11 protein-coding genes are annotated in these 14,626 nt (G+C 60.6%); 7 read left to right on the forward strand and 4 right to left on the reverse strand.

Annotated elements, in window-relative coordinates; genetic code table 11:
- Positions 1-4: 4 nt before the first annotated feature.
- The 5 genes from DW823_RS06735 to DW823_RS06755 all read left to right on the forward strand — a co-directional run bounded on the left by DW823_RS06735 (position 5) and on the right by DW823_RS06755 (position 7,959).
- On the forward strand, positions 5-1,417 hold the full coding sequence (locus tag DW823_RS06735) for a hypothetical protein (protein WP_118081283.1): 1,413 nt from the start codon (positions 5-7) through the stop codon (positions 1,415-1,417).
- A 118-nt stretch (positions 1,418-1,535) separates the two neighbouring features.
- Entirely contained in the window at positions 1,536-2,252 is a 717-nt protein-coding gene (locus tag DW823_RS06740) for a DUF554 domain-containing protein (protein WP_199574386.1), read from the forward strand.
- Positions 2,253-2,340: 88 nt separating this feature from the next.
- Positions 2,341-4,101 carry a TerB N-terminal domain-containing protein gene (locus DW823_RS06745; RefSeq protein WP_233543032.1) on the forward strand — a complete coding sequence of 587 codons (1,761 nt, stop codon included), beginning with the start codon at positions 2,341-2,343 and terminating at the stop codon, positions 4,099-4,101.
- The gene (locus tag DW823_RS06750; RefSeq protein ID WP_118081285.1) at positions 4,094-5,398 is read left to right on the forward strand and encodes an ATP-binding protein; all 1,305 of its coding nucleotides are present in this window, start codon (positions 4,094-4,096) and stop codon (positions 5,396-5,398) included. Before DW823_RS06745 ends, DW823_RS06750 begins: the two co-directional genes overlap by 8 nt.
- 116 nt (positions 5,399-5,514) lie before the next feature.
- The gene (locus DW823_RS06755) at positions 5,515-7,959 is read left to right on the forward strand and encodes a DEAD/DEAH box helicase (RefSeq protein ID WP_118081287.1); all 2,445 of its coding nucleotides are present in this window, start codon (positions 5,515-5,517) and stop codon (positions 7,957-7,959) included.
- A 26-nt stretch (positions 7,960-7,985) separates the two neighbouring features.
- Here DW823_RS06755 and DW823_RS06760 read toward each other — a convergent pair whose 3' ends face one another.
- The 4 genes from DW823_RS06760 to DW823_RS06775 form a co-directional block, all read right to left on the reverse strand.
- Positions 7,986-8,864, reverse strand: a complete 879-nt coding sequence (locus DW823_RS06760; RefSeq protein ID WP_118081289.1) for a spermidine synthase — start codon at positions 8,862-8,864, stop codon at positions 7,986-7,988.
- Positions 8,865-10,772 (reverse strand): elongator complex protein 3, encoded by a 1,908-nt coding sequence (locus tag DW823_RS06765; protein WP_118081291.1) that lies wholly within the window; start codon positions 10,770-10,772, stop codon positions 8,865-8,867.
- Positions 10,773-10,870: 98 nt separating this feature from the next.
- Positions 10,871-11,767 carry a DUF4097 family beta strand repeat-containing protein gene (locus DW823_RS06770; protein ID WP_158567288.1) on the reverse strand — a complete coding sequence of 299 codons (897 nt, stop codon included), beginning with the start codon at positions 11,765-11,767 and terminating at the stop codon, positions 10,871-10,873.
- Positions 11,767-12,489 (reverse strand): helix-turn-helix domain-containing protein, encoded by a 723-nt coding sequence (locus DW823_RS06775; RefSeq protein ID WP_118081295.1) that lies wholly within the window; start codon positions 12,487-12,489, stop codon positions 11,767-11,769. Before DW823_RS06775 ends, DW823_RS06770 begins: the two co-directional genes overlap by 1 nt.
- 267 nt (positions 12,490-12,756) lie before the next feature.
- Here DW823_RS06775 and DW823_RS06780 point away from each other — a divergent pair, with 267 nt between their 5' ends.
- Together DW823_RS06780 and DW823_RS06785 are read left to right on the forward strand one after the other, a co-directional pair.
- Positions 12,757-13,629: a hypothetical protein gene (locus tag DW823_RS06780; protein WP_117758783.1), complete on the forward strand. Its 873-nt coding sequence runs from the start codon at positions 12,757-12,759 to the stop codon at positions 13,627-13,629.
- Positions 13,630-13,747: 118 nt separating this feature from the next.
- The gene (locus DW823_RS06785) at positions 13,748-14,587 is read left to right on the forward strand and encodes a tRNA (guanosine(46)-N(7))-methyltransferase TrmB (RefSeq protein WP_118081297.1); all 840 of its coding nucleotides are present in this window, start codon (positions 13,748-13,750) and stop codon (positions 14,585-14,587) included.
- Positions 14,588-14,626 lie beyond the last annotated feature (39 nt).

Consider the following 14,626-nt stretch of genomic DNA (forward strand, 5'->3'; position numbering starts at 1 on the left):
ACCCATGGCATCAAAGAACCTTTTGCCCGTTGCCGCGCTCTGCAGTGCGCTTGCCACCGGCATGTCCGTCGCCGCTCTAGCGACACCCGCCGTGGGCGTCCCCTTACCTGCCGTCAACTGTCTCGCCACAAACCAGATGAGCACCATCGCGCGCCAACGCTTCTCGCTTGCGCAGGCAAGCATTTCGACCTCGGGGTGCCTCCGTCGCTGCACGAACAGCTCGATAGTCGTGGATACCGAGCGCTCAAGCACAGCGGACGGTCCCCTAACGGGATGCGTTATCTGCACATGGCGCGCAGCTGCAACTGATGCCGATGGCGATTTCTGCGACGTGGAGCTGCGCTTCGACATCACCCTGTCCGATGACTCGGCGGACGGGGCAACGGTCGCCTTCGACAGCACATTTTTCGAAGACGGAGGAGGTGTATGCCTGGGCTGCGTCCCCTCGAGCGCCGATGGCACGCAGCCCGCCATCTCATTCACCGCATCGCTGAAAATGACCAAGGTGGGCACCGACGCCACAGCGAATGGCGAGATCGCCCTGATGTTCTACGCGAGCGACACAGAAAGCCAGGAGATTCGGGGCAAACAGCGGACCGGATCGCTCAGCCTGACGCGAGGGACAGATCCCGGTCCTGTCGATATCAGTACCAAAACGCAAGATGTGCATCACGTCCTTGTCGATCCGGCGCTCCTCGAGATGGAATGGAGCGGAGTAGGAGCGGTCGGACTCGCCCCCTCGACAGGTGACATCGCAAGCGACTCCAGCGAGAGCAGCGGTGAAATAGCGCCTGGGGACAATGGCGCACCAGGCGGCATAACACCGCCATCGAGCGGTCCTTCAGCCACTTTCAGCGAGCCAAGCGAAACGGCCGCCGCAGTGGGCGGCACGCAAGCTGGCGAAAACTTGGGGTGTCCCATGCCGGCAGACATCGACGAGGGCAATTGTTGCATGATGGTCGCGCTCGACCGCACGGAAACCGTCGACGCCGCGAGCATTGAGGTCACCGTTGCCGATAAGCCCGTCCGCAAAGCGGCCATTATCGCATTCCCTAAAACCGTCGAAGTTGTTTTTCTGCCATCGGGCGAGGTCGTAGCCCCCACCTTGCTCACCTTGCTTGGGGCAAAGGGCACGGCCAACCAAATCGACAACCTCACGGTCGTCGACCCTGCGACCACCGCAAAACTGCACCTGTATGCCGTAACCTCGGATGGAGGCAAAACCGAGGAATTCGACGGTGAGAACCTCCTGAATAACCGGATACTCCATAAAATGGAAGACGTCTCGTATCAAATTGAGCTCGAGGGATTTGACCGAGCTCGAGATGCCGATATCATCGCCGCGGCCATTGAGTCCCCGCAGCGACTCATGACGCTGTGCTTCGATTACAGCCCCTATGTCGTGATGGGAGGCTGAGGCTTGGGCACCAAATGCCGTCGTTAATACCACTTATATAACGTATAGGATGAGGCATGACGCACCCTGCAGCCCATTCTGCTACGATTGCCAGGTTGGCATCAATATGGGAGGGTTCATGCCGGGTTTGGGAACGGTCATCAACGTCGCGCTTTTGATCGCGGGCGGTCTGCTGGGCCTCATGGGCGGGCGCTTCATTACGCCCCGCATCCAAGACACGCTCATGAAGGCGTCGGGGTTGTGCGTTCTGTTTATCGGCCTGGGCGGCACCATGCAAAAGATGCTCGTCATTGACGGGAAAACGCTGGCGACCACCGGCACCACCATGCTTATCGTCTCATTTGCCCTTGGCTCGCTCATCGGCGAGGCCATAAACCTGGAAGCCGGCATCGAAAATCTGGGCGAATGGCTCAAGCGCAAAACCGGCAGCGAAGGCGACAACGAGTTCACCAATGCCTTTGTCTCGACATCGCTGACCGTCTGCATCGGTGCCATGGCTATCGTGGGATCAATCCAAGACGGCCTGCTCGGCGACTGGTCCACGCTTGCCCTCAAGGGCGCGTTGGACTGCATCATCGTCTGCACCATGACGGCTTCGCTCGGCCGCGGCTGCATCTTCTCCGCCCTGCCCGTTGCCGTATTCCAGGGAACGATTACGCTGTTTGCCGGCGCGCTCTCCCCCATCATGACCGCCGCCGCCCTCGACAGTCTATCGCTCGTGGGCTCTATACTCATCTTCTGCGTCGGCGTCAACCTCATCCGTCCTCAGACCTTCCGCACGGCCAATATGCTCCCCTCCGTTGTCATAGCCGTCATCTACGCCCTCCTGTTCTAAATCTATCTACGTAGCGGTATCTCGAACACCTGTTTGATGCTGTGCTATGATATGAGGTCACCGAAGCTGCGTTAGGAGAGGAGAAACGGTGGCCGACCAGGACATCAAGATGCTCATCGAGCGCATTATGGCCGAGGCCCGGACCCATCAGTCTGCTCGCTTCTCAAACGAAGTCTATGCTGACGAGCCGATTCTCAAAACCGGTCGTCAGATGCAGAACTTCCTTCCCGACCAGTACCGCAAAATGCGTGAGATATCGCGTTGGCAAGAAGACCCCAAGGGTGGCGCGGGACGTTGGCTTTCGGAAGCCGAGCTTTTCTACCGCCAAGGCCTGCTGATGGCCGACTTTGAGGACGACTGTCCCTACAACGGCACATTCAAGTCGTACTTTCCCACCTATAACGCCATGAGCGATCGGCAGCTGCGCGGCTATTTTACCTGGCGCACCCAAGTGCGCCGCGGAACCGTCGAGGAAACGTCTACGTCCTTTGCCTTTCTGTATCTCTATGAGCTGATCTGCGGCATTGGCGTAGATGACCCACTCGATGGTTTTAACAAAATCAAGGCCTTTTGGGATGCCTATCGCGCCTTTGAACCCGGCATCGACCGGTTCGCACGCGTGTGGCTGCAGGACTACGCCGTGTTCCACGGACTCGACCCCAAGCTGCTTCGCGACTCTAAAACCGTCATGTTCGATAACGCCCTTATCGAGCTGCGGCGTGCGGCGCGAGACCTTGCGCCCGCGCCAACGCCGTCAGACCTGGCGCCTGCGCGTCGCAAGACCTCCGAGCCTACGCTCCCCCTTCCGCCCGACGAGGCGCGCGAGGAGCGACTCATGGCCGCCATCAACGCCCTCTCCACGTATAACCTCAATAACTCACGGCTCGATCGCAGTCACCATCGCGACCTACGCCACGTGGCATGCGCCGTGTATGTCCGTATGGCGCGCTACTATGACACGCACCGAAAGAGCGGTATCGTGGCGAGCTTGTTTGGGGAGGAGACGGCCATGCCCTATACCATGTTTGCCTCGGCTGTGTTCTTTGCGCCTAATCGCCACGAGGATTGCGAATACCGTCTGGACCCCATCCATATTTACCGTTGTCAAAACGGCTTTTGGGAATGCATGCGAATTCACGGCAGCAGGCAAAAAAGCAGCAAGCTCGGTGAGATGATGCGCGCCTGCGACCAACGGCTGCGCCTGGCCCTAGACCCCACCCACCCCCTAAAGGAGGAGAAGGTCCCCAAATATCTGGCCAAGATCATCGATGACGAGATCGTGGCATGGCTTTCGTGGGACGCCGCGCACCAGCCCGTCAAGATCGATATCGATTTGAGTCAGCTGGGGCACATTCGGAGCGCCGCCGCGCAAACGCGTGAGGCACTTTTGATCGATGAGGAGCGCGAGGACGATGTGTCTGTGGAAGCCGAGGTGACGATTATCGAGCAACCGAACATCCAGTCCGCACCCGGCATGACTGCCGAACCTGGCGAGATGACCATACGGCAAGACGAACCCGACGAGCCGGCTGTCTCCACCGAAGAGTTTGGCGTCGTGGCACCGCTCCTCGTGTCTGTGCCCGCACCCGTAACGCCCGCGCCCACTGACGCCGCGACCGAACTCGCGCCCGCCGCAAATGCCTATCTGCGCGCGCTGCTCGAGCAAAACGCAGCGCAAGCGACATCGGCAGTGGAGAGGTCGGGGCAGAGCGAGGACATGCTCGTCGATACCATCAACGAGGCGCTCTTTGACCTGGTGGGCGACACCGTAATTGAATTTGGCGCGGCAGGACCGCACATTATCGAGGACTACGAAGCAGACGTGAGAGGATACCTAGACCATGAGTGATACCGCACCCGCAGCACCCCGCGTGCCCAAGCGCGTCGCTGCCGTCATTCTCAACTCGCTCAAGGGCGGCGTGGTCCCGCGCATCGGCCTTCCCTACATCACCGTAGGGCGCGAGGTCGAGATCCGCGCCCTGCTCACCGACCTGAGTCTCATCGCCGACGGCGGCGCGAGCTTCCGCTTTCTAGTCGGTCGTTACGGCGCCGGCAAGAGCTTTTTACTCCAGACCATCCGCACGCACGCCATGGGTGAGGGTTTCGTCGTCGCCGATGCCGACCTATCCCCCGAGCGCCGCCTGCAGGGCGGGCAGGGACAGGGCCTTGCCACCTACCGTGAGCTCATCCGCAACATATCGACCAAGACGCGCCCCGAGGGCGGTGCGCTCAACCTTATCCTGGATCGCTGGGTCGCCTCGTGTGCCGATGCCGATGAGTCTGCCGTCAATGCCCAACTGGCCCCGCTCGAGGAAATGGTCCACGGCTTCGACTTCGCCCGCATGCTCCGCCGCTACCGCGCGGCCGTATCCGAGGGCGACGAAGAAGCTATGAGCCGCGTGACCAAATGGATTCGCGGCGAATACCGCACCAAGAGCGAGGCACGCGCCGAGCTGGGCTCCTCGACCATCATCAGCGATGACGACTGGTACGACTACGTTAAGCTCATTGCGCGCTTTTTGGTCTGCAGCGGCTACAAGGGCATGCTGGTGCTCATCGACGAGCTCGTGAATCTGTATAAGATTCCCAACGCCATCACACGCCAATACAACTACGAGAAGATCCTGACCATGTACAACGACACGCTCCAGGGCAAGGCGCAGTACCTGGGCATGATCATGGGCGGCACGCCAACCTCCATCGAAGACCGACGCCGCGGCGTGTTCTCCTACGAGGCCCTACGCAGCCGACTCGCTCAGGGCCGCTTTGCACGCGAGGACCTTAAGGACATGCTCGCGCCCATCATCCGCCTGCAGCCACTCACCTATGAGGAGCTGCTGGTGCTCATCGAAAAACTCATGCAGATCCATGCCGGCTACTTTGGCTGGACGCCCACGCTTACCGAGAACGACTTGGTAGACTTTCTCAAGATTGAGTTCGGCCGCGTGGGAGCCGATACGCATTTGACGCCGCGTGAGGTCATCCGTGACTTTATCGAGCTGCTCGATATCCTGTGTCAGAACCCCGATGCAAATGTGGCCGAGCTGCTGCAAAGCGTCGGCGGCGACGCGCTGGCACCGGCAGCCGCAACAGGCGACACCGGCACCGCAGACGGCGACCGCAACTTCGCCGAATTCACCATCTAACCTGCCAAAAAGGGACAGGTCTATTTTGGCAGCTTTTATCTGGGCAAACGCTGAGGCAGTGATGCGGCAAGCCACTGCTCACCGCGTTAAGAGGTTCGTATTTGAGAGGAGGCCCCGTGAACGCCTTTGACCGCTACGCCCCGTTTATCCAAGACTTCATCTACTCCCACGATTGGGAGAGTCTGCGCTCTATCCAGGTTGCAGCGGCAGACGCCATCTTTAACACGCAAGATAATGTGCTCCTGACGGCATCCACAGCTTCCGGCAAAACCGAGGCAGCCTTCTTTCCCATCCTGACCGAGTTTTGGGAGAACCCGCCCGCGAGCGTGGGCGCCCTCTACATCGGCCCCCTCAAAGCGCTCATCAATGATCAGTTCGTCCGCCTCAACGACCTCTGCGAAGAGGCCGATATCCCTATCTGGCACTGGCATGGCGATGTCTCGCAGTCGCACAAGGCTAAGCTCATCAAAAAACCGAGCGGCATCTTGCAGATTACGCCCGAGTCACTCGAAGCGCTCTTAATCCATAAGCACATGGCGATCCCGCGCATGTTTTGCGACCTGCGCTACGTGGTCATCGATGAGGTCCACTCGCTCATGCGCGGCGACCGTGGCGGGCAAACGCTCTGCCTTATCGAGCGACTCTCGCGCATGGCCGGCGTGCAGCCTCGCCGCATTGGCCTTTCGGCTACCATCGGCGACCCCGAGCGCACGGGCGCTTTTCTCTCACAGGGAACGGGGCGCAACTGTGTTATCCCCCGCTTTGAAGAACCGCGCCGCGTGTGGCGTATCTCCATGGAGCACTTCTACAACTCGGGCCCCCAGGCGCAGCAGCGGGGATTCATGGGCACAGGTCCTCAAGAGGCCGAAGTGCTTGCGTGCGAGCGCATCGAGGCGGCGGCATCCGCGGCACTGCCCGCCGGCGCCCAAGACATGCGTCACAGCGGACAGCCAACACAAGAGGAGCGCCGTCAACGTCGTGAGCGGGCACGGGGCAAGGCCGCTCCCAAGGACCGCCAAGCTTCCTCGGCCCCCGAGGGCGAAGTCGACATCCCCAAAGCACCCGAACAGGCATTACTCAACCCCACCGACACAGCACCAGACAACGCCGACCCCGGCATGGGCTATATCTTCGAACACACCCGCGGCCGCAAGTGCCTGGTCTTTGCCAACTCGCGCGAGGAGGCGGAGGCCGTATGCTCCATGCTACGTAGCTACTGCGAGAGCCGACACGAGCCCGACCGTTTTCTCATCCACCACGGCAATCTTTCGGCATCGCTGCGCGAGACGGCAGAAGAGCTCATGCGCGACGAGGAACAGGCACAGACGACCGTCACCACCTCTACGCTGGAGCTCGGTATCGATATCGGCCGCCTGGAGCGTGCGTTTCAGATCGATGCACCATTTACCGTCAGTTCCTTTTTGCAGCGAATGGGCCGCACGGGACGACGCGATCTTCCGCCCGAGATGTGGTTTGTCATGCGCGAGGAAGAGCCCGAGCCGCGCACGATGATGCCCGAGACCATTCCGTGGAAGCTCCTGCAGGGCATTGCGCTCGTACAACTCTATCGCGAGGAGAAGTGGGTCGAGCCGCCCGAGCTCGATCGACTCCCCTACAGTCTGCTCTATCACCAGACCATGTCGACGCTTGCCAGCACCGGAGAGCTCACGCCGGCAGAGCTTGCCCAGCGCGTGCTCACGCTCAGCTATTTCCATCGCATCTCGGCCGATGACTATCGCGTACTGCTGCGTCACCTCATTAAGATCGACCATATCCAAGTCACCGAGGGTGGCGGGCTCATCGTGGGTCTCGCGGGCGAGCGCATCATCAACAACTTTAAGTTCTACGCCGTGTTCCAGGAAAACGAGGAGTTTACCGTTCGCAGCGAATCGGCCGAGCTGGGCACGATTGTCAACCCGCCACCACCTGGCGAGCGCATCGCCATCGCCGGACACTGCTGGATTGTCGAGGAAGTGGACTGGAAGCGTCACACCGTCTTTGCCACGCAGGTCAAGGGCCGGGTGCCGGCCTACTTTGGCGACTGTCCCGGTGACATCAATACACACGTACTCGAGCGCATGCGCAAGGCGCTCAACGAACACGCCGCGTATCCGTACCTTATGGGTAACGCACGGGCCCGCCTTGCGCAGGCTCGTCATACGGCCGAGATTTCGGGCGCGGAAACTAAACCGCTCATTAACCTGGGCGGCGATACCTGGGTGCTCTTCCCCTGGCTGGGCAGCTACGCCTTTTTGGCCCTCGAGCGCATGCTCAAGATTAAATGTGCCGCGGAGTTGGGCCTTCGCGGACTCGACCCATCACGCCCGTACTTTATGCAGTTTAAGATGAAGGCCGACGAGGAGACGTTCTTTGAGGTGCTCGCCGCCGAGGCCGAGAAGGACTTCGATCCCATCGAGCTCGTCTATCCCGACGAGGTGCCTTATTTTGACCGCTACGACGAGTTTGTTCCCGAAGAGCTCGTGCGCAAGGGCTTTGCCGAAGGCGTGCTCGACATAGAGGGCATGAAGCAGCGTGTCCGCAGCTGGAGCGACCACGCCTAAGACCCGTCTTTTTGGGACGGAGAGACTTACTTGTCGTGAAGGACGGTGCCGAGGAAGTCGGCGTCGAAGGGCACGGCTTCGGCAAAGGCATAATCGCCGTCACTGGCGACGAGCAGGTAGTTTTCCTCGCCGCCGAACTCCGCGTCGCCGCATGGGACCACCCAGGCGTGGGCGAATACCTCGAGTGCCGCGGCAACGCAATCGCGCAGGAACGTCACGCCGCTCCCCCTGTTCGCACTCACGATATTGGCAACATAGATGCCCCCGGGGTTCAGGCTGCCTCGCACCAAACGCAATGCCTCAACCGTCGCCAGCTCGCGTACGGGCTCGACACCGCCAAAGCAATCGCTCACGACCACGTCGTAGCGACGATGACCCACGCTCGTCACGCCCAGATACGAGCGAGCCTCAGCGGTAATCACTCGCAGGCGATCGCCCACCGTGCGCTCCAGCTCGTCCAGGTAGAACCAACGGCGCGCCAGGCGCGTAATCTCGGCATCGTACTCAATGACGTCCATGCGCAAGCTCTCGTGCGACATCAGTGCAAACTTGGGATAGGCAAACCCGCCGCCGCCCAGCATGAGCATACGGTCGATACCATGCCCGTAAGCATCACGCATTGCGTCCTCAGCCTCAAACACGTCGTCAAACGCGCGATAGTACGCAAAGACGGGCTCCGCCCAACGCTCGCCAACGTAGCTTGCGCTTTGGTAAACGCCGCCTTGCACCAATACACGGACTTCGTCGCCTCCCTCATCGTGCACGCGTTTCACACGCGCCAACCCATGGCGGGTTCGCGCAACCTGCAGACAGGCAGCACGGACAGCGACAGCGGCCGCGCCAAGCGCCGCGGCCCCCAGAGCAACGCCGGCAACGACGCCGGCAGAAACACTCGGCTTGTTCATCTAGAGCTCCTTTTGCAGATAAAGGCCATGGTCATAAAATCCAAGATGACGATAGTACTCACGTGTGCCAATCGCGCTAATCACGTTGATACGCGCATAACCCGCATCCCGGGCAATCTCGCACGCACGTTCTACGAGCAAACGCCCTAACCCGTGATGCTGCGCCGCCTGGCCTTGATCGCCCACGCGCGCCGCCATGCCATACACGTGAACCTCGCGAATCATCGCCTCGTCCGACACCGTCGGCAACTCGTCCGCATGCGCGGCAACAAACGCGCGGTCGGGCAGCGACAGGCGCAAAAAGCCCGCGATTTTGCCCTGCGGTGTCACCCACTGCAAAAAGCGCTCGTGCGTCACCGGCGTCTCGTACGCCACTTCCTCGTCAAGGGTCAACTCGTCCAGGTCGACGCCCGCCGTGCTGATCTCGCGATAGCGAATCTCACGCACCGTCGCACCGTCACCCCAAGCAGCCAAGCGGTTCTCAACGAGCTGGCGCAGGTTGGGTTTCTTGTTGCCCACCATGATGTCATCGGAGCTAAAGTCGCGGATCATGCGGCTGATGCGGCAGAACGCCGGCGTCACCACGATGTCGTCGGCCAACACATCGAGCAGCTCGTCCTCGGTATAGGGGCGCCACTCGCCACGCTCGTAACAGCCCACCAGACGCGAGCCCTCGATGAGCGCGCACGGGTAGACCTTGACCTCGTCGGGCATAAAGGCGCCCTCGGTCATAAAGCGCTCGTAGTCGCACTTGTCCCCATCAGGCGTGGCGCCCAGCAAGTTGAGCATAAAGTGCGCGTGGATCTTAAAGCCAAACAGGCGCGCGAGCGAAAACGCCCGCTCGATCTGCGCCACCGAAATGCGGCGCTCGTTGATATCGAGTAGATGCTGGTCAAGACTCTGAATACCCATCTGAATCTTGGTGCAACCCAGGCGGCGGATGAGCGTGAGGGCCTGCGGCGTTACGGCATCGGGGCGCGTCTCGATAACGAGCCCCACCACGCGATGCTTCGCCGTCTCGTTGATGCGCTGCTGACGCTCAAGCTCCTCCATCGTTGCCGTCTGCCACTCGGCAGCCTCGCCCCATGGCGTACCGGGGCCGTACAGACGGCGCACTGCGCGGTTATAGCCACCAACGACAGCATCCACACGCCCCTGCTCGTCGGCAACGCCGGCAGCAAGCTCAGCCTCGTCTGTCGCAATGCCGGCAGCCCGATAGCGCTCGCGGCGCTCTGTTACCACCGGCGGCAGGGCATCGGCGGGAGCGTCATCGAGCAGGCGCCCTGCCTCGGCACGGCTGATGCCCGGACGCGCCAACATGGGGTTTGCCGCCACGCCGGCGACGGCATCGTCATTGAGCGCACGGAAAAGCTCCGACATAAACCACGTTTGATACCCTTGCGGATAGTCGCTCCAGGTGCCACCGAGCACGATGAGCTCTATCTTGTCGGTCGCATGCCCCATCTGCGAAAGCGCGGTCAGACGAGCGCTCACCTGCAGATACGGGTCAAAGCAGTTTTGCTCCGCACGGGCGCACGCCGGCTCGGCGTGCAGATAGCTTTTAGGCATGCGCAGGTCATTGGGGCAAAACAGGCAATCGCCCGAGCATGGCCAGGGCTTGGTAATGACGGTAATGGTCGCCACGCCCGAAGCCGTGCGACGAGGCTTCATACGCAGCACCTGCAGCAGTCGACGTTCCAGCTCGGTATCGACATTCCACGCAGCCCAACGAGCCGGCTCCTCACGTTTAACCCGCTGGTAGAACGGCAGCAGACGGCGCTTGGCCAAATCGCGTTTGTCGGCACCCTCACGGCGCGCCTCGGCATGTATCAGTTTGACGAGCGCCTTGTCGTCCACGGTCTCGCCGCGACGCAGGGCCTCAAGTATGTTCAAGATAATCTGTTCCATGCCCCCATTGTAAAGGCAAAGGCGCCGGAGCCCGTCACGGCTCCGGCGCCTCCATCAAACAGCGCAGCTATGGTTTATAAGTCTTCGATAACCGCCCGTCACTCTGAATCAAATGACATGTCGCCCGAACCAACCTCAAAACGATACGTGGCGGACTTATCGCCATTATCGAATTCAAGATTCAAAATGGTCTCGCCGTCGTAGTCAAGCGGAAGGAAATCGCTCTCGAAGTCGCCGCTGCCCAAGGTGAGGCTCGCCTTAAAGCCCGTAGAGTTCGGAACCGTCATCTCCACATCACCCGAGCCCACACTCACGTCCATCGACTTCGCGGGCGCCTGGTAGAGATCGAACGTCATGTCGCCCGAACCGACCTCGGCATTCAGGGTGTCGGTCACGGTGCCCGTAAACTCAACGTCTCCCGAATTCAACGTTATAACCAGATCATGGCACGCAATGTCCGCGACCGCCAGGTCGCCCGACCCTACATTCGCCGTAATGCCCACCAGGTTATCCGCAACATCTCGCGGCAGCTCAATGGTAATTGTGCGGTCAATCGCGCGCTTATCATCGTAGTCGAACTGACTGATCTTGAGCGTAGAGCCCTTGACCTCAGCAAGGTTCCGGGTAGCCGCATCAGAAGCAGACGTTCCCTTCGCAACGCGACCGCTTTCGATAACACGCACCGGGCCGCCAGAGACACATTTAACCTCGACCGTCCCCGACGTCACGTCCAAGTCGAGCGATTGGAACGCGTCGGCATCAAACGTTTCGCTCGAAAGCTGCTGAGGCCGAGCGGAATAGTTACCGCTATCCAAGAGATCATCGTCGTCAAACATATCGTCAAAATCAGACAAATCTCCAGATAGAATACCGGTCGTACGCACCATATCGGAATGAGCCAATAGCTGCGAAGCACCAAAGACAAGCCCGATGATAAGCACAAACGCTCCGATGCCAACACCCAAGCGTACCTTGGATTCATGCGAAAGCTTCATCATTCATCACCCTCTTTGGCAATCGGCTCAGCGGTGGCCGCGGCAGCCATGTCAGCGTCAACCGAAGCGGAAACGTTCTTCCCCTTAGTCATAGCGACCGCCGGTGCCGGACCAACCTGAATATCCCCGCGCGCCCAATCACCATCGAGCGCACGCGCCACCCAGTGATAGATGGGAATCGTAAAGAAGATCAGTGCGGCAAAGGGGCCGGCGCCAAACAGGAACATCAGCAAAAAGAACAGCAGCCAGCACACAGCCCAATACGGGAACGACTGGAACGGACCTTTCACCGGAGTCACGCTGGTCGCACCGGCACCCGTCACCTGAGCCGTCGCCGCATTGGCAGCCTGCGCGCTCCAACTCGCCGCCTGCGCCGCCTTGGCCGCGGCATCACTCGCCTGTGTTGCCGCCTCGGTGGCGCGCGCCGCTGCCTCATGGGTGCGGGCACGCTCCGCGGCCTCGGCCTCGCGCTGACGGGCGCGGTCCTCGTTCTCAAATTCGATATCGTCCTCGATCTCGTCACTCGGATTGAGGAGCTCGTCCAAACTCACGCCATAGAGTTTTGCGAGCGAGATCAGGTTCTCGGTATCGGGCGAGCTCTCCGCACGCTCCCATTTACTGACCGCCTGGCGCGACAGTCCCAGCTTTCGCGCCAACCCTTCTTGGCTAAAACCCTTGCTGCGACGAAGGTCGGCGAGCCGCTGCGCAGTTTCTACATTCATGGTTCCTCCTATGTGATGCCAGCCGTGCCGCCGGACCGTTTTTGTTCTTAAGGCGCCTTGCACAGTTAAAAATCTATCCGCCACCGCCAAAAGCATGCCACCTATTCTAGTGAGATTTTTGACAACCGGCGGTTGCGGGTGCATATGAGCTGCGGAAATGTGTCCAAACAAAGCAATGACCCGTAGCTTGGTTGTCCCCGTTGCGGCGTTAACGGTAGTATGGTCGTACTGTTTATTCCGCACCGCCAACGGAGGGAGTCCCGCGCCGTGAACCGCGATTTCGCCTCATCGCTCATCCAGCTCAACAACACGTTCTATCGCGAGCACTCCGCCTCCTTTTCCGATACGCGTCAGGCCCCGTGGCCCGGCTGGGTGCGCACCATGGACATTGCGCTCGAACAGCTCGACGTCGCCACGATCGAGCATCCCGTCCGCGTCTTCGACCTTGCCTGCGGCAACATGCGCTTCGAGAACTTTGCCGCCGGCGGCACGCTGGCTGCCAAAGGCGTGGACGGCACGAGCCCCTCGGCAGACGCCAGCTGCCCCTTCGAGTTCTATGGTGTCGACTCGTGCCAGGACCTGGCCATCGATGCACGCGGCCACGCCCTGCGCATTCCCAACCTGCACTTCCAGGAACTCGACGTACTCGACGCCCTTATGAAGCTCAACCCCGCCGAGACACCCGACGTGCTTTTCGACGCCCCGCTCGCCGACATCTCGGTCTGCTTTGGCTTTATGCACCATGTGCCGTCGTGCGAGTACCGTGTACGCGTACTTGATGCCTTGGTGCGCCAAACGCGCCCGGGTGGCATCATCGCCATCAGTTTTTGGGAGTTTATGAACGACGAGCGCATGGCGCGCAAGGCCGTTCGCGCCGAAGCCCGCGCCGAGCTCACCCCGCCGTTTGAGGGTTACGATTCCGCGCAGTTTGAAGCCGGCGACCACCTCATTGGCTGGCAAAACGACCGTCACGCCTACCGTTATTGCCACCACTTTGATGATCAGCAGATCACCGACCTGGTGCGCGGCGTCCGTACGTTCTACAAGAGCGGCGAGGTCCCCGTGCGCGAGCTTGAGCGTTTCCATGCCGACGGTCGCAGCGGCGAGCTCAACCGCTATGTGATTCTTAAGCGCCTGTAGGCATTGACGACTCGTCGCCGAGCCGCACCGCAACTTTCGGGCACATTGCGCCCACCCTTTTTCAACCCATTGACGGAACGTGCAGCTATGCGTTCCATACTTATGACCAAGGAGCCTCATGGGAGCCGTCCACGTTCGCACGCCTAAGAACTTTGTGCTCGAGGAGCGCCTGGAGCGCTACGCCGATGCGATTGAGACGAACCCCGAGGCCTATGCCGGAGATTGGCGCAAGGCCTGTGCGCCAGCTGGCAGCAAGCCCTTCGAACACCTTCACCTTGATCTTGGCTGTGGCAAGGGAACGTACCTTGTAGAGCGCGCGGCCCACGAGCCAAACACCCTCTTTATCGGCATGGACCAGGAGCCCATCTGCATCGCCTATGCCGCACAGAAAATCTGCGAGCAGGAGCTATCCAACGCACTCGTCCTGCCCCGAGGCGCCGCATCGCTGCCGCAGCTGTTTGCCGCAGGCGAGCTCAATGCCATCACCATTAACTTTCCCACGCCGCAGCCCAAGGCCAAGTACGCCAAAAAACGACTCGTCCATGTCGACCATCTAATGCTCTATCGCTCGCTCTTTGCAGCCGACGCCACCGTCACGCTGCGCACCGACAGCAAGCCATTGCGCGACTACGCCCTGGGGCAGTTTGCCGCGGCCGGCTACGACACGCTTTGGGTAAGTGACGACGTACGCCGCGACCATCCCGAGCATCCCGAGACCGAATATGAATGCCGCACGCGCGAGATGGGCGCCGTCGTCTATGGCATTTGCGCCACACCCGGTGCGCAGCCAACCGACGAACAGCTCACGGCGGGCCGCATGCAGGAGCAAAGCCTTGCCTGCTACCTGCCCGATAACCTCGATGAGCTCACCTACGTGCCTCTCGGCATGGAAGAGGCCGTCGAGAACTTTAGAAACCGTGCCCGGAAAGGCAAGAAGCGCCTGCCTCAGGAACGCTAGCACCGCACGCCCATTTCCTGCATTTTCTCGCGCGCTGCC

Source organism: Collinsella sp. AM34-10 (assembly GCF_003469185.1).
GTDB lineage: Bacteria > Actinomycetota > Coriobacteriia > Coriobacteriales > Coriobacteriaceae > Collinsella.

Bases quoted from the DNA above. Each gene is read 5' to 3' on its own strand.
- DW823_RS06770 (WP_158567288.1), bottom strand. From the start codon at position 11,767: ATGAAGCTTTCGCATGAATCCAAGGTACGCTTGGGTGTTGGCATCGGA.
- DW823_RS06765 (WP_118081291.1), bottom strand. From the start codon at position 10,772: ATGGAACAGATTATCTTGAACATACTTGAGGCCCTGCGTCGCGGCGAG.
- DW823_RS06740 (WP_199574386.1), top strand. From the start codon at position 1,536: ATGCCGGGTTTGGGAACGGTCATCAACGTCGCGCTTTTGATCGCGGGC.
- DW823_RS06760 (WP_118081289.1), bottom strand. From the start codon at position 8,864: ATGAACAAGCCGAGTGTTTCTGCCGGCGTCGTTGCCGGCGTTGCTCTG.
- DW823_RS06785 (WP_118081297.1), top strand. From the start codon at position 13,748: ATGGGAGCCGTCCACGTTCGCACGCCTAAGAACTTTGTGCTCGAGGAG.
- DW823_RS06735 (WP_118081283.1), top strand. From the start codon at position 5: ATGGCATCAAAGAACCTTTTGCCCGTTGCCGCGCTCTGCAGTGCGCTT.
- DW823_RS06750 (WP_118081285.1), top strand. From the start codon at position 4,094: ATGAGTGATACCGCACCCGCAGCACCCCGCGTGCCCAAGCGCGTCGCT.
- DW823_RS06775 (WP_118081295.1), bottom strand. From the start codon at position 12,489: ATGAATGTAGAAACTGCGCAGCGGCTCGCCGACCTTCGTCGCAGCAAG.